Origin of the sequence: Kribbella sp. CA-293567 (assembly GCF_027627575.1) — a bacterium.
Lineage (GTDB): Bacteria > Actinomycetota > Actinomycetes > Propionibacteriales > Kribbellaceae > Kribbella.
On record NZ_CP114065.1, the window covers coordinates 2,334,035 to 2,352,401 of the forward strand.

19 protein-coding genes are annotated in these 18,367 nt (G+C 69.6%); 12 read left to right on the top strand and 7 right to left on the bottom strand.

Going from position 1 to position 18,367, the window contains the following annotated elements; translation table 11 throughout:
• Positions 1-43 precede the first annotated feature (43 nt).
• Positions 44-499, top strand: coding sequence for a hypothetical protein (locus tag OX958_RS11275; RefSeq protein ID WP_270137231.1), 456 nt, complete (start codon positions 44-46; stop codon positions 497-499).
• Here the strand turns inward: OX958_RS11275 and OX958_RS11280 are convergent.
• A complete protein-coding gene (locus OX958_RS11280) occupies positions 496-1,566 on the bottom strand; it encodes a DUF3866 family protein (protein ID WP_270137232.1) in 1,071 nt (356 codons plus the stop codon). The genes OX958_RS11275 and OX958_RS11280 overlap by 4 nt on opposite strands.
• 103 nt (positions 1,567-1,669) lie before the next feature.
• Here OX958_RS11280 and OX958_RS11285 point away from each other — a divergent pair, with 103 nt between their 5' ends.
• Both OX958_RS11285 and OX958_RS11290 read left to right on the top strand, forming a co-directional pair.
• A complete protein-coding gene (locus OX958_RS11285) occupies positions 1,670-2,632 on the top strand; it encodes a helix-turn-helix transcriptional regulator (protein WP_270137233.1) in 963 nt (320 codons plus the stop codon).
• The gene (locus OX958_RS11290) at positions 2,629-3,609 is read left to right on the top strand and encodes a helix-turn-helix transcriptional regulator (protein WP_270137234.1); all 981 of its coding nucleotides are present in this window, start codon (positions 2,629-2,631) and stop codon (positions 3,607-3,609) included. The genes OX958_RS11285 and OX958_RS11290 overlap by 4 nt, the downstream gene beginning before the upstream one ends.
• Position 3,610: 1 nt before the next feature.
• On the opposite strand, the gene OX958_RS11295 is transcribed toward OX958_RS11290, so the two are convergent.
• On the bottom strand, positions 3,611-4,807 hold the full coding sequence (locus OX958_RS11295) for a winged helix DNA-binding domain-containing protein (RefSeq protein WP_270137235.1): 1,197 nt from the start codon (positions 4,805-4,807) through the stop codon (positions 3,611-3,613).
• Positions 4,808-4,923: 116 nt separating this feature from the next.
• Between OX958_RS11295 and OX958_RS11300 the strand changes: the two genes are divergently transcribed.
• The 6 genes from OX958_RS11300 (at position 4,924) to OX958_RS11325 (ending at position 11,152) form a co-directional block, all read left to right on the top strand.
• The gene (locus tag OX958_RS11300) at positions 4,924-5,115 is read left to right on the top strand and encodes a hypothetical protein (protein ID WP_270137236.1); all 192 of its coding nucleotides are present in this window, start codon (positions 4,924-4,926) and stop codon (positions 5,113-5,115) included.
• A gap of 50 nt (positions 5,116-5,165) precedes the next feature.
• The gene (locus tag OX958_RS11305) at positions 5,166-5,474 is read left to right on the top strand and encodes a twin-arginine translocase TatA/TatE family subunit (RefSeq protein WP_270137237.1); all 309 of its coding nucleotides are present in this window, start codon (positions 5,166-5,168) and stop codon (positions 5,472-5,474) included.
• A 76-nt stretch (positions 5,475-5,550) separates the two neighbouring features.
• Positions 5,551-6,312, top strand: a complete 762-nt coding sequence (tatC, locus tag OX958_RS11310; protein ID WP_270137238.1) for a twin-arginine translocase subunit TatC — start codon at positions 5,551-5,553, stop codon at positions 6,310-6,312.
• Positions 6,312-7,184: a diacylglycerol/lipid kinase family protein gene (locus tag OX958_RS11315; RefSeq protein ID WP_270137239.1), complete on the top strand. Its 873-nt coding sequence runs from the start codon at positions 6,312-6,314 to the stop codon at positions 7,182-7,184. The genes tatC and OX958_RS11315 overlap by 1 nt, the downstream gene beginning before the upstream one ends.
• Before the next feature lie 108 nt (positions 7,185-7,292).
• Positions 7,293-8,165 carry a chitosanase gene (locus OX958_RS11320; RefSeq protein WP_270137240.1) on the top strand — a complete coding sequence of 291 codons (873 nt, stop codon included), beginning with the start codon at positions 7,293-7,295 and terminating at the stop codon, positions 8,163-8,165.
• 137 nt (positions 8,166-8,302) lie between these two features.
• The gene (locus OX958_RS11325; RefSeq protein WP_270137241.1) at positions 8,303-11,152 is read left to right on the top strand and encodes a DEAD/DEAH box helicase; all 2,850 of its coding nucleotides are present in this window, start codon (positions 8,303-8,305) and stop codon (positions 11,150-11,152) included.
• Positions 11,153-11,185: 33 nt separating this feature from the next.
• Here OX958_RS11325 and OX958_RS11330 read toward each other — a convergent pair whose 3' ends face one another.
• Positions 11,186-11,650, bottom strand: coding sequence for a MarR family winged helix-turn-helix transcriptional regulator (locus tag OX958_RS11330; RefSeq protein WP_270137242.1), 465 nt, complete (start codon positions 11,648-11,650; stop codon positions 11,186-11,188).
• A 63-nt stretch (positions 11,651-11,713) separates the two neighbouring features.
• Between OX958_RS11330 and OX958_RS11335 the strand changes: the two genes are divergently transcribed.
• Positions 11,714-12,085, top strand: a complete 372-nt coding sequence (locus OX958_RS11335) for a cupin domain-containing protein (RefSeq protein WP_270137243.1) — start codon at positions 11,714-11,716, stop codon at positions 12,083-12,085.
• A gap of 4 nt (positions 12,086-12,089) precedes the next feature.
• Here OX958_RS11335 and OX958_RS11340 read toward each other — a convergent pair whose 3' ends face one another.
• Positions 12,090-13,379 (bottom strand): glycoside hydrolase domain-containing protein, encoded by a 1,290-nt coding sequence (locus OX958_RS11340; protein ID WP_270137244.1) that lies wholly within the window; start codon positions 13,377-13,379, stop codon positions 12,090-12,092.
• A gap of 174 nt (positions 13,380-13,553) precedes the next feature.
• Between OX958_RS11340 and OX958_RS11345 the strand changes: the two genes are divergently transcribed.
• Together OX958_RS11345 and OX958_RS11350 are read left to right on the top strand one after the other, a co-directional pair.
• Positions 13,554-14,618 (top strand): ArsR/SmtB family transcription factor, encoded by a 1,065-nt coding sequence (locus OX958_RS11345; RefSeq protein WP_270137245.1) that lies wholly within the window; start codon positions 13,554-13,556, stop codon positions 14,616-14,618.
• A 53-nt stretch (positions 14,619-14,671) separates the two neighbouring features.
• Positions 14,672-15,949 (top strand): MFS transporter, encoded by a 1,278-nt coding sequence (locus tag OX958_RS11350; RefSeq protein ID WP_270137246.1) that lies wholly within the window; start codon positions 14,672-14,674, stop codon positions 15,947-15,949.
• Here the strand turns inward: OX958_RS11350 and OX958_RS11355 are convergent.
• The 3 genes from OX958_RS11355 to OX958_RS11365 all read right to left on the bottom strand — a co-directional run bounded on the left by OX958_RS11355 (position 15,866) and on the right by OX958_RS11365 (position 18,339).
• Positions 15,866-16,927, bottom strand: coding sequence for an FAD-dependent oxidoreductase (locus OX958_RS11355; RefSeq protein ID WP_270137247.1), 1,062 nt, complete (start codon positions 16,925-16,927; stop codon positions 15,866-15,868). The genes OX958_RS11350 and OX958_RS11355 overlap by 84 nt on opposite strands.
• Before the next feature lie 29 nt (positions 16,928-16,956).
• Complete coding sequence (locus OX958_RS11360; protein ID WP_270137249.1) at positions 16,957-17,604, bottom strand: hypothetical protein; 648 nt, start codon at positions 17,602-17,604, stop codon at positions 16,957-16,959.
• Positions 17,605-17,667: 63 nt separating this feature from the next.
• Positions 17,668-18,339: a hypothetical protein gene (locus OX958_RS11365; RefSeq protein WP_270137250.1), complete on the bottom strand. Its 672-nt coding sequence runs from the start codon at positions 18,337-18,339 to the stop codon at positions 17,668-17,670.
• Positions 18,340-18,367: the final 28 nt, after the last annotated feature.

An 18,367-nucleotide genomic window follows, 5' to 3' on the forward strand; every position in this document is an offset into this window, starting at 1 on the left:
TGGCGCCAAGAGTCATCCGACCATTGCGGAGGGTAGACGGCTCGTGAAGGCTCATGAACTTGCTGGGCGCCGAGGGCAGACGGACGCCCGACTGCTCACTGCCGGGCGACTCATCGCCGTGGGCTTTGCGACCGGACTGATCGCCGGGGCCGTCGCCGGTGGGGTGCTCGCCTACGACGCCAACGATCCGGACCAATGGTGGCTCACAGGGGCCTCTTTCGGCGCGATGATCGGCAGCATGCTCGGCGTTCTGGTCCAGCTTCTCAACCTTGTACTGCTTGCTGTCAGCGCCCGGGTTCACGGGACTCCGAACCGCTGGTGGGTAGCTCCGCTACCGATTGTGGCATCGGTCTTGGCCGTCCCAACCCTCGCGGACCGACTCGACGCATCCGCCGGTTCCACCGTCGTCGCTGGGATACTGGCCGCGGCAGTCACCATCGTCTCAGTCGTGGTGTTCACCAAGTGGTGTACTCGACCACTTGCTCACGCGGGCGTCTAGCTTCTTAGGGTTGCAGCTGGAGGGATGTCCACCAGCCGGGCCGCGTGGCGTCCGGCCGCGGCGGCGGCCTCGAAGTAGGCGCGGTCGGCGTCCAGGTCGCGGCCCATGGTCGAGAGCTTGACCGGGGACGCCGCCAGGGCGTCGTACAGGCCGTCGACGCCGATGCGGAGTACGCGGTGGCGTGCCTTGAGCGGTTCGGCAGCGTCTCGTACAGCGTCGCCGAACTCACCCGAGAGATCCGGTACGACGACGTCCGCCGGCTGCAGCGCCACTCGCCCGTACGCCGTGAGGCTGTGGTGCGAGATGCCCCGGTGACGAGGACGTGGGTCGGCCTCCGAGATCCGTAGCGACGCCACCGCCCGGCCGCCGAGAGTGCCGATTGCGTTGACTGCCTCACCCGACTGGACGCCAGAGAAGCCCCAGCGGGTTCCTGTGCCCAAGTTGCCGGGGCCCTGCGTCAGCACAACCAGTTCGGCTGCCAGCACGTGTACTGCGGTCAGCAAGCCGGTGTGGACCGTGACAGCCTCGCGGTCGCCGCCGTAGGCCTGCCCTACGGTTACTGTCCCGCCGAGCCAGCCGGCGTCGCGCAGCGCTGAGACGGTGCGTGAGAACGCCAGCGGCAGCGCGCCGCCATCTGTCATCACGTAGATGACGCGAGTGCCCGGCCGTGCCTCGAACACTCCAGCCAGTACGGCTGGAAGCGCGGAGTGGAGGTCAGCCACGACCACCGGCGTACCGAAGAGGTCGTCGGCATCCCGCAGTACTGCGTGGTCCGGCGAGTCCTGCTCGTCCGCACCGAGCACCATGGACTGCAGCGGCGTGTAGCGGGCCTTGACCAGATGCCCGGTCTCCGGCGGATCCTCCGGCAGCCTGTCGGGGATCGCCACGACCAGTGCGTAGCCTCCTGTGCCCAGACCCCGGTCCAGAGCGCCGACGTTGAGCAGTACTCGGTCACCGACCACGGGGGAGCCCACAAGGTCCGGGTAGGCCAGCGCGCGGACTGCCTGCTCGCCGACGGTCACTGTCAGCTCCTGGGCGCCGGTCCAGCTGCGTCCGAGCTCGCTCACGTTTCCTTCACGCCACCGCATCACAGGGCCGACCTTAGTGGGTCCGAACAGATGTTCGGCGCGGAACCCGGCACTGGCACCGATGACCCCGTAGGGTGGTCGGGTGTCGGCGCGGAAGAGTGAGCGACTGCTCAATTTGGTGATCTGCCTGCTGGTCGCGCGCACCTACGTGACCAAGGAGCGGATCCGCGAGGTGGTCGAGGGGTACGCCGGTCAGGCCGACGACGCCTTCGAGAAGATGTTCGAGCGCGACAAGGACGAGTTGCGCGACCTCGGCATCCCGATCGAGATGGGCACCATCGACAAGTTCTTCTCCGACGACGTCGGGTACCGGATCCGGCGCGACGTGTTCGAGCTGCCCGAGGTGCACCTGGAGCCGGACGAGGCCGCCGTGCTCGGTGTCGCCGCGCGGGTCTGGCAGCACGCCAGCCTGGCCGAGGCGACCACCTCGGCCGTGCTCAAGCTGAAGGCCGCCGGGATCCAGACCGACCAGTCGGCGCTGAGCGCGATCGAGCCGCACGTCGGCGCCTCCGAGCCGGCCTTCGACCCGCTGTGGTCGGCCGTCGTCAGCCGCACGGCAGTGCGCTTCGAGCACACCCGCAGCGGCGGTTCGGCCTCGACCACCCGCACCCTCGAGCCGTGGGGAATCGTCTCCTGGCACGGCCGCTGGTACGTCGTGGGCCGCGATCGTGACCGCGAGGCGACCCGGATGTTCCGGCTGTCGCGGATCGGTGGGAACGTCAGAACTGTCGGCCCGTCGAACGCCTTCACCGTGCCCGAGGGCACCGATCTGCGGTCCCTGGTCAGCGAGCTGGCGCCGCCGCGGCCGACGTCGGAGGCGAAGGTCCGGGCCCGGACGGGGTCCTGCGTGAGCCTGCGACGCCGCTCCAACGCGATCGAGCCGTACGAGGAGGGCTGGGACCTGCTGCACGTCCCGTACGCCGACTCCGAGGTGCTTGCCGAGGAGATCGCGTCGTACGGGCCGGATGCGGTGGTCGAGGGACCTGGCGACGTGCTGGACGGCGTACTGCGCAGGCTGCGGACGATCGCGGGGGTGCCGGCATGAGCAACGCCCGGGACCAGGTGCAGCGGTTGCTGGCGCTGGTGCCCTACCTGCGGGAGAACGACGGCGCGCGGGTGGACGACGTCGCCGCCGAGTTCGGCGTCCGGCCGAAGCAGATCATCGCCGACCTGAAGGTGTTGTGGTTCTGCGGTCTGCCCGGCGCGCAGATGGGCGATCTGATCGAGATCGACATCGACGCGGCCGAGGGCGACGGAGTCATCCACCTCAACAACGCCGACTACCTGGCCCGCCCGTTGCGGCTGGCGGCCGACGAGGCGCTCGCGCTGCTGACCGCGCTGCGGACGCTGCGCGAGGTGACGGCCGGTCAGGATCGCGATGCGGTCGACCGGGCGATCGCGAAACTGGAGAAGGCCGCAGGGGAGGGAGCCGCTGCCATCGAGGGCTCCGCCGCGCACGTCCACGTCGAACCGGCCGCGCCCGAGATCGCCGGCCTGGTCAACCAGGCGCTCGCCGGGAAACAGCGGATGCACCTGACGTACGACGTACCGTCGCGCGACGAGACGACCGAGCGGGATGTCGACCCGATGCGGCTGGTGGTCTCCGAGGGGCGCAGCTATCTGGAGGCGTGGTGCCGGCTGGCCGAGGACGTCCGGCTCTTCCGGCTGGACCGGATCGCCGGCGCGAAGCTGCTCGACCTGCCGAGTGAGCCCCCGCCGGAGGCGACTCCGCGCGACCTGTCCAACGGCATGTTCCAGCCGTCGGAGCGCGACCTGCTGGCCACCGTCAAGCTGGAACCGCCGGCCCGCTGGGTCGCGGAGTACTACCCGATGGAGTCGGTCGAGGAAGGCCCCGGCAGCTCCCTGGTCGTCAAGCTCCGGGTCGCCGACACCGCCTGGCTGCAACGCCTGATCCTGCGCCTGGGCGGCTCCGCCACGGTCCTGGACCCCCAGGAACTGGGCCGGCAGATCGCCGAGACCGCGCGTGAGGCGCTCTCCGCGTACGACGACCAACTCTCCTGACTCAGCCTCTGGAGAGTTGGAGCTCCAGCGGCGACGCGCGGCGGCCACGCGGAGTGATGCGGACCCCCGCGAGCCAGGAGCTCCAGCGGTCTGCCGCTGCCTCGATCGCGGTGGCGGTCTCGCTGCCCACGTCCTCCAGCAGCTGGAAGCGGACGTCACCGGACTCCGGCTGCCCCCAGCCGCCGACGATCCGCCCGTCCGCCCAGACCGTCGGACCGATGTTGCCGGTCGTGTCGAACAGCCGCGCCTTGTGCTCGCCGAGGTACCAGTCGCGGTCCTTCCAGCCCATCGCCGTCGGGTCCAGCGCAGGCAGGAAAGCCACCCACGGCTCGGTCTCGGCCTCCGGTGCCTCGTCCTCGGGCAACACGTAGCCGATGCCTTCGTCCAGCTCCACTTGTACTGCCTCCACGGCGGCCAGAGCCTTCCGGGTCTGACCGAGCGTCCACCCGCTCCACCACTGCAGGTCGGTCACGGTCCCCGGGCCGAAGGTGCCCAACCACGCGCGCGCCAGCGTCGCCCGGGCGTCGTCGGCCCGGAGTTTGTCCCCGAAGCCGTCAGGCAACCACTTCTCCACCGGTGACCACTGGTGCTGCGCGCTCAGCCAGGTGCCGAGCGGCCGGCCGCGGACGATCCGCCCGTCCGCCGACAACTGGAACAGGACCCGACTGGTCACATACGGCTGGGTGGCGTACGACTTGTCGGTCGACATCGTCAACCGGCTCCGCAGCCGCGGCTCGTCCGCCGACAGTTCCTGCGCCGTCGCGGACCCCCGCACGGCCAGCGCGGTCGCCGTCGACTCCTCCACCGCGCGTAACCAGACCGCGCACTCCTCGGGCGACGCGGCGATCCCCGCCTCGGCGAGATGCCTGATCAGCAACTTGCGCTGCTTCACCGCGATCTCGTCCGTGCAGGCCGCCTGCACCACCGGCGCGAAGCCGGTCGGTACGACGAACACCGTCCGCCGCATGCCGAGCATCCGGATCAGGGTCCGGTCGTCGTAGAGCGCCCGCTCGGTCCCCGCGACCTCGCTGCCCGGCACCCGGGCGGCGACCGACAGGTGCACGGTGGCCGGGTCGGTCGCGTGCAGCACCACCATCGACTCGGCGGCCTCGACCGGCCCGCTCGCCTGGCACCCCGGTGCCAGCCGGTGCCGCCGGCCGAGCCGCACTCGCCGCTCCGCGACCGATATCCGTTCCATCCCGCGCCCCCTGAGGTCTTTGCGTTCCCTTTTCTTACCATCACGTTCCGACACCGTTGTCCCCGGCGACGGACTGCGAGGCGGGGGTGTCACCGTCCACCGGTTAGGCTCAGGGCATGTATTGGTTCCTGCTCTTCCTCGGTGTGGTGGCGGTGTGGCTTCTGGTCCTCGCGCTGCTGGCCCGGAGGTTGTGGGGCCAGACCAAGGCACTGACACGTGAGTTGGTCACCGCCCAGTCCAAGCTCGACGACGCGCTGTCACAGACCGGGCCCGCGGGGCCTGGGCAGGACGCGCGCGCCCGGGCGTAGTATCGACGCTCACGGTCGAGCCACGAGTAGAAGTCGGTAGGGAGTTCGTCATGGTTCCGGAGATCGGAATGCCTCAGGGCGCGGAGTGGCTGATCATTCTCGCGATCGTCGTGCTGCTGTTCGGATCGGCCAAGCTGCCGGCCCTGGTCAAGCAGCTCGGCAAGTCGAAGAAGATCTGGGAAGAAGAGGTCGGTCCCGGCCGCAAGAAGGACGGCGAGCTGACCGAGGGCACCCAGGCGCCGTCCCAGCAGGTTCACCCGCCGATCCAGGCGCCGAGCCAGCAGCCCGTGCAGCAGCCGAACCAGGTGAACGGCCAGGCGCCGGGCGACGGCATGCCGCCGACGCACACGGCCAACTGAGTTCCGCGCACCACCTGTGACGATGGTCAGGTTCGGCCGGCGGAAAGAGCGCCGGCCGAAGGACGAAGAGGGCCGGATGACGCTCCGCGAGCACATCGCGGAGCTGCGCAACCGGCTGCTGATCGCGGTGCTCGCGATCCTGCTGATGTCGGTCCTCGGCTACATCTTCTACGACTACGCGCTCGACTTCCTCAAGAAGCCGTTCGACGAGGGTGTCCGGGACCTGATCGCCAGCAAGAACGGCGGGAAGGAGCCCGAGCTCACCTTCAACTCGGTCACCTCGCCGTTCACCTTCCAGATCAAGATCTCGCTGGTCTTCGGCCTGATCCTGGCCAGCCCGGTCTGGTTGTACGAGCTGTGGGCGTTCATCGCGCCCGGCCTGCACCGCAGCGAGAAGAAGTGGGCGTTCCTGTTCGCGGCGATCGCCACCCCGCTGTTCGCCGCCGGCCTCTGGGTCGCGTACTGGACGCTCCCCAAGGGCATCGAGATCCTGATCGGCTTCACCCCGGACTTCGCCCAGAACCTGATCACCCTGCCGGAGTACCTCGACTTCGTACTGCGCACGATGCTGGTCTTCGGGATCGCGTTCTTGCTGCCACTGGTGGTGGTGCTGCTGAACATCCTCGGCATCGTCCCCGCCTCGGCACTGTCGAAGTTCCGGCCGTACATCATCTTGTCGATCTTCATCTTCGGCGCGGTGGCGACGCCGTCGGGTGACCCGTTCTCGCTGATGTTCCTGGCCGTGCCGATGTGCCTGCTGTTCTTCGCGGCCGAGATCATCGCCAAGCTGAACGACCGCCGCAAACGCCGCAAGGTCGAAGAACTGCTGGCCGACTGATGGCCCGCAGGATCGCGCTGGTGGTCAACCCCACCAGCGGTCGCGGCCTGGGCGCGCGGGTCGCGCCGGTGGTCCGGGCCGAGTTGGAGACCGGCGGCCTGACCGTCGACGAGTACACCACCACCTGCGCCGAGGACGTCGGCCGGATCGCCGCCGAGGTGATTGCCTCCGGCGCCGATGCCGTCGCGCTGATCGGCGGTGACGGCACCGTCCACCTCGGCGCCCAGGTGCTGGCGGGGTCCGGGATGGCGTTCGGCGTGATCCCGGCCGGTACCGGCAACGACTTCGCCCGCGGCATCGGCGTACCGCTGAAGGATCCGAAGGCCGCGGCCGCGCTGATCGTGACCGGCCGGACCAGGGCGGTCGATCTGGCCACCGCGAAGGACGAGTACATCACCACCGTGGTGGCCGGCGGCTTCGACTCGTTGGTGAACAAGCGGGCCAACGCGATGAGCTGGCCGAAGGGCAACGCCCGCTACACCCTCGCGACGCTGGCCGAGCTGCGCACCTTCACGCCGATCTCGTACGTCCTCACCGTCGACGGGGAGGTGCTGGAGACCGACGCCATGCTGATCGCGGTCGGCACCGGACCGACGTACGGCGGGGGACTGCAGATCTGCGCCGGCGCCGAGATCGACGACGGGCTGCTCGACATCACCGTGATCAAGCCGGTGTCGCGGCTGACGCTGCTGCAGATGTTCCCGAAGCTTGCCAAAGGCAGCCATGTCGGCCACCCGGCGGTGCACACGCTGCGCGGCCGGTCGGTCCGGCTCGAGGCGGCCGGGGTGACGGCGTACGGCGACGGCGAGATCCTCGGCCCGCTGCCGCTCGACATCGGCATCGTGCCGGGCGCGCTGACCGTTTTCGCCTGATCCGATCACCGAACGAATCTGCTCGATCTCTGGTCGTTACGAGCTTTATCTGATAGGAAAGCTTCCTAACAGATGAATTCCTCTCGACGCCCCCTCGAAGGAGAGATCGTGCTCGATCGCCCCACGAAGCACCCGAAGAGCACCGGCCGGCGCCTCACCGCGGTCCTGCTCGGCCTGGCCGTCGCCGCCACGCCGGCGACCGCGTTCGCCTCGCCGTTCCAGCCGTACCAGGACGTCGCCGCGACCCACAGCGCAGTACCGGCGCCTGCCGCGGTCGGCCTGGACGATCCGGCCAAGAAGGAAATCGCGATGAAGCTGGTCTCCAGCGCGGAGAACTCCTCGCTGGACTGGAAGGCGCAGTACAAGTACATCGAGGACATCGACGACGGTCGCGGCTACACGGCCGGCATCATCGGCTTCTGCTCGGGCACCGGCGACATGCTCGACCTGGTCGAGCTCTACACCGCGCGGAAGCCGGGCAACGTACTGGCGAAGTACCTGCCCGCGCTGCGCAACGTCGACGGCTCCGACTCGCACGCCGGGCTGGACCCCAACTACACCAGGGACTGGGCCACCGCCGCCGGCGACAGCGCCTTCAAGACCGCCCAGAACGACGAGCGGGACCGGGTCTACTTCAACCCCTCGGTCCGCCAGGGCAAGTCGGACGGCGTCGGCGTACTCGGGCAGTTCATGTACTACGACGCCATCGTGATGCACGGCGACGGCGGCGACTCGACCAGCTTCCGCAACATCCGCAAGCGCGCCCTGACCAAGGCCAAGCCGCCGGCCCAGGGCGGCAACGAGACCACCTGGCTGAACGCTTTCCTGGACGCCCGGGTCTGGGCGATGAAGCAGGAGGAGGCACACAGCGACACCAGCCGGGTCGACACCGCCCAGCGGGTCTTCCTGCGCAACGGCAACCTGAACCTCAACACCCCGCTGGACTGGAAGGTCTACGGCGACTCCTTCCGGATCAGCTGACCCGTACCCATCGGCCGCCCCTGACGGCCGATGACAGGCCCCCGCCCCCCGAGTGTCCCCGGGAGGCGGGGGCTTCTTCGGCGCCACCGGATCGGACCTGGCGTGGTTCTGGGGGTGGCGTCGCATAGATTGGGGGTATGAGCACCCCGTCCGAGAAGTACGCCGTTTTCCGCTCGGACCAGGAGCATCCCGCGGTCAAGGAGTTCCGGTCGCTCTACGACTTCCGGCTGGACGAGTTCCAGTTGCGGGCGTGTGCGGCGCTGGAGGACGGGCATCAGGTGCTGGTGGCCGCGCCGACCGGGTCGGGCAAGACGCTGGTCGGTGAGTTCGCGGTGCACCTGGCGCTGCAGCGGGGGCAGAAGTGCTTCTACACCACCCCGATCAAGGCCCTGAGCAACCAGAAGTACAGCGACCTCGTGCACCGGTACGGCGCCGACAACGTCGGGCTGCTCACCGGTGACAACTCGATCAACTCCGAGGCGCCGATCGTGGTGATGACGACCGAGGTGCTGCGCAACATGCTGTACGCCCGGTCCCAGACGCTGCTCGGCCTGTCCTACGTGGTGATGGACGAGGTGCACTACCTGGCCGACCGGGCCCGTGGCGCGGTCTGGGAGGAAGTGATCATCCACCTGCCGGAGTCGGTCTCGGTGGTCTCGCTGTCGGCGACGGTGAGCAACGCCGAGGAGTTCGGCGACTGGCTGGAGACGGTCCGCGGCAACACCGTGGTGGTGCTGGAGGAGAAGCGGCCGGTGCCGTTGTTCCAGCACGTCATGGTCGGCAAGCGGCTGCACGACCTGTTCGCGGGGGAGGCGCCGACCGCGCGCGCCGGCGGCGTGGCGCAGTACGGGCCCCAGAGTCCGGCGAAGCAGAAGTCGGGCAACCCGGCGAAGGCCGGCAGCGGGCCCGACCTCAAGGACATGGTCAACCCGCACCTGGTCAAGATCGCCCGCGACGACAGCCGGATCCACCGCGACGACTCGCGCAAGCCGCGTCGCCGCCGGGACCTGCCGAAGACCCGGCCCGCCCGGTCGAACTTCACGCCGTACCGGTCCGACGTGGTGGAGGAACTGGACGCCGGGGCGCTGCTGCCGGCGATCTACTTCATCTTCTCCCGCAAGGGCTGCGAGGACGCGATGCTGCAGTGCCTGCGGTCGGGCCTGCGGCTGACCAAGCCGAGCGAGCGCGACGAGATCAAGCGGGTGCTGGCCGAGCGGACGGCGGACCTGCCGGACGAGGATCTCGGCGTGCTCGGTTACCACGACTTCGCCGAGGCGCTCAGCCGCGGCATCGCGGCGCACCACGCGGGCATGCTGGCGGCCTTCAAGGAGGTGGTCGAGGAGCTGTTCGCCCGCGGCCTGATCAAGGTCGTCTTCGCCACCGAGACGCTTGCCCTCGGCATCAACATGCCGGCGCGCACGGTGGTGCTGGAGAAGCTCGGCAAGTGGAACGGCGAGGCGCACGTCGACATCACCCCGGGGGAGTACACCCAGCTGACCGGCCGGGCCGGCCGCCGCGGGATCGACGTCGAGGGGCACGCGGTGGTGCTCTGGCAGCCCGGGTTCGACCCGCGTGCCGTCGCCGGTCTGGCCTCCACCCGGACGTACCCGCTCCGCTCGTCGTTCTCCCCGTCGTACAACATGGCCGTCAACCTGGTCCGCCAGGTCGGGCGCGGCCGCGCGCGGGACATGCTCGAGTTGTCGTTCGCGCAGTTCCAGTCCGACCAGGCCGTGGTCGGGCTGGCCCGGCAGGTGCAGCGCAACACCGAGGCGCTGGAGGGCTACAAGGAGTCCATCAACTGCCACCTCGGCGACTTCCTCGAGTACGCCGCGCTCCGCCGCCGGATCGGCGATCGCGAGTCGTCGGGTTCCAAGGCGCGCAAGCTGGACCGCCGGGTCGAGGCGCAGGCCTCGCTGGAGAAGCTGCGGATCGGCGACATCATCCGGATCCCGGCGGGCCGCAGCGCGGGCTGGGCGCTGGTGCTCGACGCCGGGGTGCGGTCCGAGCGGGAGGGGCCGCGGCCGACCGTGCTGACCCTCGACCGGCAGGTGCGGAAGTTGTCGATGATCGACTTCCCGACGCCGGTCGCCGCGATCAGCACGCTACGGGTGCCGAAGAAGTTCAACCCCCGCAACCCGCAGCAGCGCCGCGAGCTCGCCCACGTACTGCGCGGGCGCACCGACATGATCGGCGAGGACGGTCCGCCGTCCTCCCGCAGCCGCAGTGGCGACGTCGTCACCCACGCGGACGACCCGGAGCTGCAGCAGCTGCGCGCCGAGCTGCGCGCGCACCCCTGCCACGGCTGCGCCGACCGCGAGGACCACGCCCGCTGGGCCGAGCGGTACTTCCGGCTCGACCGGGAGAACCGCGACACCCAGCGCAAGATCGAGCAGCGGACCAACACGATCGCCCGCCAGTTCGACCGGGTCTGCCAGGTGCTCGACGCGCTGCACTACCTGGACGGTGACAAGACCACCGAGGCCGGCGACCGGCTGTCGCGGATCTACACCGAGCTCGACCTGGTCGCGGCGGAGTGTCTGCGCCAGGGCGTCTTCGACGACCTCGACGTACCGGAGCTGGCGGCCGCGCTGGCGGCGCTGGTCTACGAGTCGCGGTCCAAGGACGAGCCGTCGTCGCCCCGGTTGCCGCGCGGTGAGGTGCGCGAAGCGCTGGACCGGATGGGCGTCATCTGGCGCGACCTGTCGGCCCTCGAGCGCGACATGCGGGTCGACTTCCTGCGGCCGATGGATCTCGGCTTCAGCTGGGCCGCCTTCCGCTGGGCGTCGGGTGCCTCACTGGCCGAGGTGCTGTACGAGTCGGATCTGGCCGCCGGTGACTTCGTCCGCTGGGTCAAGCAGTTGATCGACCTGACCGAGCAGGTGGCCGACGCGGCGGGCCCGACGCCGCTGCGCAAGACCGCCCGCCAGGTCACCGACCAGATCCGCCGCGGCGTGATCTCCTACGCTTCGGTGGTCGACGAACCGTAAACCGCGCTGTGTCCGGCGGCGTGCTTTGCCGACCTAGAACATCAACGCACGAAAGTGCGGATCCGTGCTGCTGTCCTCACCGCCCATCGAGGTGAGGACAGCCCGGACGGCATCGATCGCCGCGTCGCCGTGGGTCTTGCGAAGCCTGCGTTCGTAGGCCTGGTGGAACCGCCTGGCCGCCGCGAGCGCCGCCTGGCCGCGCTCCGACAGCCGAATCAGCCGTGCTCTGCCATCGGTGGGGTCAGGATGACGCTCCACATACCCGCGTCGCTCCATGTCGTCGACGATCTGCGCCGCGCCCTGCTTGCTGATGTCCAGCCGCTCCGCGAGTGCGCTGATCGTCGATGGCGCCGCGCCGAGCGTCCGCAGTACGAAGCCGTCCGAACGGCCCTGGTCGTCGAAACCCCGTGCCGCGGCCGTCGCGCGTAACTCGCGGACGAACTCCTGCTCGGCGAGCAGCAGCAGGATGCCGAAATCGGGCTTGCCATCGGTTGCCATGCGCCTCATGATAGACAAGGCAAATTGAACAAGTCAGCTTGTCTAAATCTTCAAGGGGGAAGAATGCCGATCATTCGTGCGGCCGAGGCGCCGCAGTTCCAGTTGCCCGGTGTGCGCTTCACCGGCCTGGCCGCACCGAGTCGCGGCTCGAACGGCTTGTGTACGTGGAGGCTGCAGGTCGAAGCGGGCCTCAGCAGCGACGTGCCCCACACGCTCGACCGCGACGAGGTCTTCATGGTTCTGTCCGGCACTGTCCAGCTCACCCCCGGTGGCGAGAGGCTCGGCCCGGGCGACGCTGCCGTAGTACCGGCAGGCGAGCAGATCCAGCTCTGCAACCCCGGCGGGACCGAAGCCGAGGTCTACGTCGCCATCACCGCCGGGTTCACCGGCACGATGGCCGACGGCACCACCGTGCAACCACCCTGGGCGCAGTGAACAGCTAGCAGCGGCGGATGGGGCTGCTGTAGGTGGTGTTGCTGGGGTTGGCGACGTAGTAGTCGGTGACCCAGCTGCCGTCGGTCAGGCGGTCCCAGACTGCCGTGGTGCCGACTGTGGTGCCGGCTCGTTGGCAGGTGACCCAGGCCAGGGAGCCGGTTGGTAGGAGACCTGGATAGGCCGAGTACGCCGTACCGGGGCCGCGGCGTCTGGCCAGGTTGTCCGTGGTCGTTTGGTACGGGTAGCTGCAGCCGGGGATCGGTGCGCTGTAGCCGGGTTTGCCGGGAGTGCGGACGTAGTAGTCGGTGACGTAGGTGCCGTTGAGCAGTTTGTTCCAGACCGTGGTGGTGCCGATCTTGGGGCCGTAGGTCTGGCAGACGATGCGAACGCCGGAGTTCTGGGCGAGAGTCGCTCTGATCGGGTAGGCGGTGGACGGGCCGCTGTACGTGTGGACCGAGGTCCGCAGCGTGTACGTGTACCAAACGGACGCGACCGGTGCGTCGAAGCGGTCGTTGTCGATGTTCATCGTGACGCCGCCGTGCGTCTCGTCGTGATCGCCCCGGTACTGCTTGGCCCGTTGGCCGGCGGACCAGTAGCGATCGGAGATCAGTGGCCAGCCCGTCAGGGTGGAGCTGAGGTCCCAGCGGGCGATCCAGACCGCGTCCGGGCGCGCGTAGGCGGTCGAGTTGTAGACCTCGGCGAGGTGGCGAGCCCCGGAGTCCTGGTGGACGTACACCGCGGAGAGGTAGCCCCGGCGATGCAGTTCCTTCGTCCAGGAGGACAGGTACCGCAGTACTGTCGCCCGGCAGGTCGCGTCGGAGACGGTGTAGTGCTCCATGTCGCCGTAGAGCGCGCTGCCCGGCAGGATCCCGAGTGCTGCAGCCTGCGCGACCGCATCAGCCGCCTGGGCCGTCCCCTGGGTCGCCGCAGACGGCACTGTCATCTTCACCGCGTTCGTGCGCGTAGTGCAGGGCGCCTGATAGCCCATGTAGATAGGGATGAGCCGCCATCCCATCCGGGTCACACTGCTCACCCAACTGCGGGTGAGCTGCGGCTGCGCGCACCCACGGTTCACCCCGCCGAAGTAGATCCCCACAGCCCTGTACGGCGATGCCAGCCACGCCGACATCTGCGCCACTGTCGGCGCAGTGCAGGTGTCGAACGCCAGTCCGGTGTATCTGGTCGCCGTTGCACCGACCGGATACCCGACAGACGTCGCCGGCTCTGCTGCCGCCGGGACTGCCATCCCCAGACCGATCCCGCTGCACAGCAACAGCACCAGCAAACGCCTCATATCAACCAGCCCCCTAGTCACTTGCAGTAGACGCCTCCCACCGGCGTCCTGCAATGCCCAGCCCCGGAGTTCGGGCAGGATGTGCAGCGGACCACCAGGCAGCAGACAACAAAGGAGCGGAGATGCAACCCACGATCGCCGACCGCACGCCCGAGACCCTCCGCGGCTGATCACTTGCCCACCATCCTGGCCGGAGCGAGCCGGCTCGATCCCGAGCGGATCCGCCACGTCGCGTCACCGCTGATCGAGCTCGGCTCCGCGTTGCACGTCCTCGCCGAACCACACCACCACCAGCGGATTGAATGGGCCGAGCAGACGCGGGCGTCGATGCCCGCGGCACTGCGTGACGAGCTTGCCACCTGGACCTGGACCGTTCGTGCCGTCCGGGCAAGGTTCTTCGCCACCAGTGCGGCCACCGGTCTGCCCTCCTTCGCCGACGAGCTGGCTGCGCTGCGCTCCCGCTCACCGGAGGAGCTGGCCGCCGAACTGGTCCGGCCTCTACGCGGGCGACCGCTCGCCAGTCAGGGCACCGACCCGGACGCCGTACGGCGCTGGGCGTTGAGCCGCGGCAGGCCGGTGGCCGAGCTGGTGGAGTCGCTGCTGACCTCCCCGGCCGAGCCGGTCGGGCGGTTCCTCGACCTGCTCGACGACTGCTGGGACAGCTGGTTCGGCGAGATCTGGACCTCGTCGCGGGATCAGCTGGCCGCGCGTGGACGGCAGGATCGCGACCTGGCCGTGCGAGACGGGCTGAGCACGATGCTGCGGGCCCTGGACGGTTCGATCGAGGTCCGGGACGCCGACTCCCTGGTAGTGCAGAAGATCCAGAACAAGCGCATCGACCTGGCTCAGCGCTCGCTGCTTCTGGTGCCCAGCAACTTCATCGCGCCGCACCTGTTCCTCGGCGAGGTACCGGGGGAGCCGTTGACGATCATCTACCCGGCCGGCGGTCGTGGGCCGGCCGCAGTACCGACCGCGCAGACGATTCGGCTCCGGCTGGAGGCACTCGCGGTCGCCGACCGGCTGCAGATCTGCCGGGCGGTGGCGAGCGAGCCGCGCACCGCGGGTGAGATCGCGACGCTCTGGAACCTCAACCCGACCCAGGTCACCCGGCACCTGCGTGCGCTCACCAGGGCCGGACTGGTGACGGCCGAGCGGCAGGGCCGGTTCGTCGCGTACCGGCTGGACGAGCAGGCACTGCGCAGCATCGGCACAGATCTGCTCGACCTCGTGATGCGCTGACGACTTCCGTCAATCCAGGACCGCCGGGGCCGGCCAGGCAGTTGGCTGTCACCATGAGTTCTCCGCCTTCATCGGGCCTGCCGCCGCAGGTCCGCCGGCTCGTCGCCGCCACCTTGGTCAACACCTTCGGCAACGGCGTGTACGCCGCCGTCGGCGCCCTGTACCTCACCCGCATCGCGGGCCTCTCCGTTGCCGAGGTCGGGCTGGGCCTGACCATCGCCGGACTGGCCGGCCTGCTCGTGAGTACGCCGCTCGGAGTGGTCGCCGATCGCCTCGGCCCCAACCGCGCGTACGTCGCCTTCCTGCTGCTCCAGGCCGTCACCATGACCGCACTGACCCAGGTGCTCGCCTTTCCCCTGTACGTCGCCGTCGCGGCGGTGACCGCGGTCGCGGACGCCGGCCAGCGAGGCGCGAAGGGCGCTCTGATCGCCGGCCTGGCTCCGTCCGACCAGCGGGTCCGGACCCGGGCGATGCTGCGGGTGACGACGAACATCGGGATGGGCGTCGGAATGGGCCTGGCCGGGATCGTGCTCGCGGTCGACCGGCGCGAGGTCTACCTGATCGCGCTGCTCACCAACGCCGCGACGTTCCTGCTCACGGCCGCGATCGTGCAGTGGGGAATGCCCAGGCTGCCCGCGGTCCCGTCCGCGACCGGCCCGTCGGGGTTCACCGCGCTGAAGGACCGGCCGTTCCTGGTCTTCGTCGGGCTCGACGGTCTGCTCAGCATGCACAACGCGATGGCCCGGATCGCCATCCCGCTCTGGGTGGCGACCGCCACCGACGCTCCTGCCTGGCTGATCTCGGTCCTGCTGGTGACGAACTCGGTCGCGGTGATCCTGCTGCAGATCAGAGTTGCCCGCGGCACCGAACAGCTGGCCGGCGCCGCGCGGGCGGGTCGTCGCGCCGGGCTGCTGCTCGCTCTGGCCTGCGGCGTCCTCGCGGTGACGGACGTGACCTCGGGTGCGGTGACGATCGCTCTGCTCGTGACCGCCGCGGTCGTCCACGTCCTGGGGGAGATGCTGCAGTCGGCGGGGGGCTGGGGGATCAGCTTCGAGCTGGCGCCGCCGGGCGCCCAAGGTCAGTACCAGGGGGCCTATGCGATGGGCCACCAGTTCGGTGACCTGCTCGCGCCGTTCGTGCTGACCGTCGTCGCGGTCAGCTGGGGCTGGCCAGGATGGTTGCTGACAGCCACCATCTTCCTGCTGGCCGGCGCGTTCGTCCCGGTTGTCGTCCGGTGGAGCCAGCGGTCAGACAGCGACGGGCCGCAGCAGGTCGCGAAGCTGGCGGGCAGCGGCGAAGCCGGCCCGGTTGCCGCCGATCGTGCTGGCTGAGGGGCCGTAGCCGATCAGGTGCACGCGGGGCTCGAGGACAGTGTGGGTGCCGTCCATCCGGATGCCTCCGGAAGGCTCGCGCAGCTGCAACCGCGCCAGGTGCGCCAGGTCGGCGCGGAAGCCGGTCGCCCACAGGATCGCGTCGAAGGCCTCGGACCGCCCGTCGGCCCACTCGACACCGCCGGGGGTGATCCGGCTGAACATCGGCAGCCGCGTGTAGACACCCTTCCGGTACGCCGCCTGCTCCTGCTCGCGCAACTGCAGTCCCGTCACCGCGACCACGCTCTTCGGCGGTAGCCCCGCGCGTACGCGTTCCTCCACCTTGGCGATGATCTGGCGCCCGATCTCCGGCCCGAACTCCGTACCGGGCGTTCGCCACTCGGGCGGCCGGCGGGTCACCCACCTGGTGTCGGCGTACTCCGAGATCTCGGCGAGCAACTGGACGGCCGAGGCGCCTCCGCCGACGACCAGCACGCGCTGTCCCGCGAACTTTTCGGCGCCGTCGTAGTCGGAGGTGTGCAACTGCCGGCCCTCGAACGTCTCGATGCCGGGATACCAGGGCACGAACGGGCGGTTCCAGGTGCCGGTGGCGTTGACGATCGCCTCGGCCTGACAGGTGTCCTGGTCGGTCGTCAGCTCGAAGCGGTCACCGTCGCGCCGCACGCTCCGCACGACCACCGGCCGGACCACGGGAAGGTCGAATCTGGCTTCGTAGTCCGCGAAGTACCGGGGTACGAAGTCGTTGGCCCGCTCGTCGTCGGAGCTCTCCGGTACTGCGACGCCGGGCAGGTTCGCGATGCCGTGCACGTCGTGCATCGTGAGTGAGTCCCAGCGGTGTTGCCAGGCGCCACCCGGCGCGGGGTTGCGGTCGAGGACCACCACCCCGTCGTACCGGGTGAAGCCCAGCCGGACCAGGTGGTACGCCGCGGAGAGCCCGGCCTGGCCGGCTCCGATCACCACCACCTGGGTCCGCTTCACCTCAGGTGCAACAGCCGGACGGGCCCGGTTTACTCCCAGCTGTTGTCGATCCGCTTGTGGTAGCGCTGCCCGGCCTTGCCACCGATCACTGCGGCCAGCAGGCTGACCACCAGCACCGCCGCGGCCAGGATCAGGCTGCCGGTGGTCAGATCCTGGTCGTTGATCGGGATGGACGGCAGGTCGACCCGATTCAGCACGTCGTACTGCGAGCCGGCCAGCGCGCCGATCCCGGCGACGACCAGCGTGACGATCAGGCCGATCGCCCAGACGCCGAAGCCCTGCCGCGCGCCGTCGAACCGGGCCAGCCGCCCGGCCACGTAGCCGCCGTTGTAGTAGGCGACGGCCATCATCAGCACCAGCAGGATGCCGGAGACCAGGCCGATGGTGCCGGCGTTGTCCTCGGCCGTCGAGCGGTCGATGGTGACGGCGTAGTCGACCGCGGCCGCGATCGCGCTGATCACCGCGGTGAGCAGCACGGTCAGGCCGATCGCGATCAGCCAGCCGAAGAACGCGGCCCCGGACTTGAAGCCCCGGAACGCCGGATCGACCTCGGCGGCGGTGGAGGTCTTGACATCGGCGCGGTGCGTCGGCGCGGTGCGCTCGCCGGTGTCCTCGGTGAACTGCTTGCCTGGAGCGAACTGCTGGGTGTCAGGCTCGTCCCGGTACTGCTGAACCATTTCGCCGTCTCCTCACGCTGCGACAGCCCCGTTGGTCCTCTTCTCGTACCCGGCCGTATGCGCTCAGCCGAGCAGGCTGTCGATCTTGTCGTGATAGCGCTGACCGGTTCTGCCGCCGAGCAGCGTGGCGAGCAGCGGCAGCATCAGCAGCGCGGCGGCGGTGATCAGTCCGCCGGTCAGCAGACTGTCGTTAGTGATCGCCACGTCAGGGCGGTCGACCCGGCCGGTCAGGTCGTAGCGGCTGTTCAGGAACGCGCCGGCCGACGAGGCCAGTACGAGCAGCAGGAAGGTGATCATCCAGACGCCGAAACCCTGCCGGGCGCCGTCGAAGCGGGCCAGCCGGCCGGCCACGTACCCGCCGGTGTAGAAGGCCAGGCACAGCACCACGACCACGGTGGCCGCCGCGGTGACGGCCGCCGTACCGGCCCGTTGCTCGATGTCGAACTTGGTGTAGCCCATCACCAGGGCGGTGCCGGCGACGGTCCCGGCGACCAGCGCGCTGAGCAGGACCACCATCGAGACCATGATCAGCCAGCCGAAGAACGCCGCCCCGAACTTGAAGCCCCGGTAGGAGAGCCGGTCGGGATCGGTGGGCTGCTCGGGCCGGTCGGGCACCACCGTGGCGCTGGTCATCGCACGGTGGGCAGCCGCCCGGGCCTCCTCGTACCGTTGGGTCGACGAGTCGGCTTCGAGCTTCGGCATGGTGCTGGTCTGATCCACTGCGGTTCCCCTCATCAGTTCGCCCTGCGCCCGGGGCCTACCC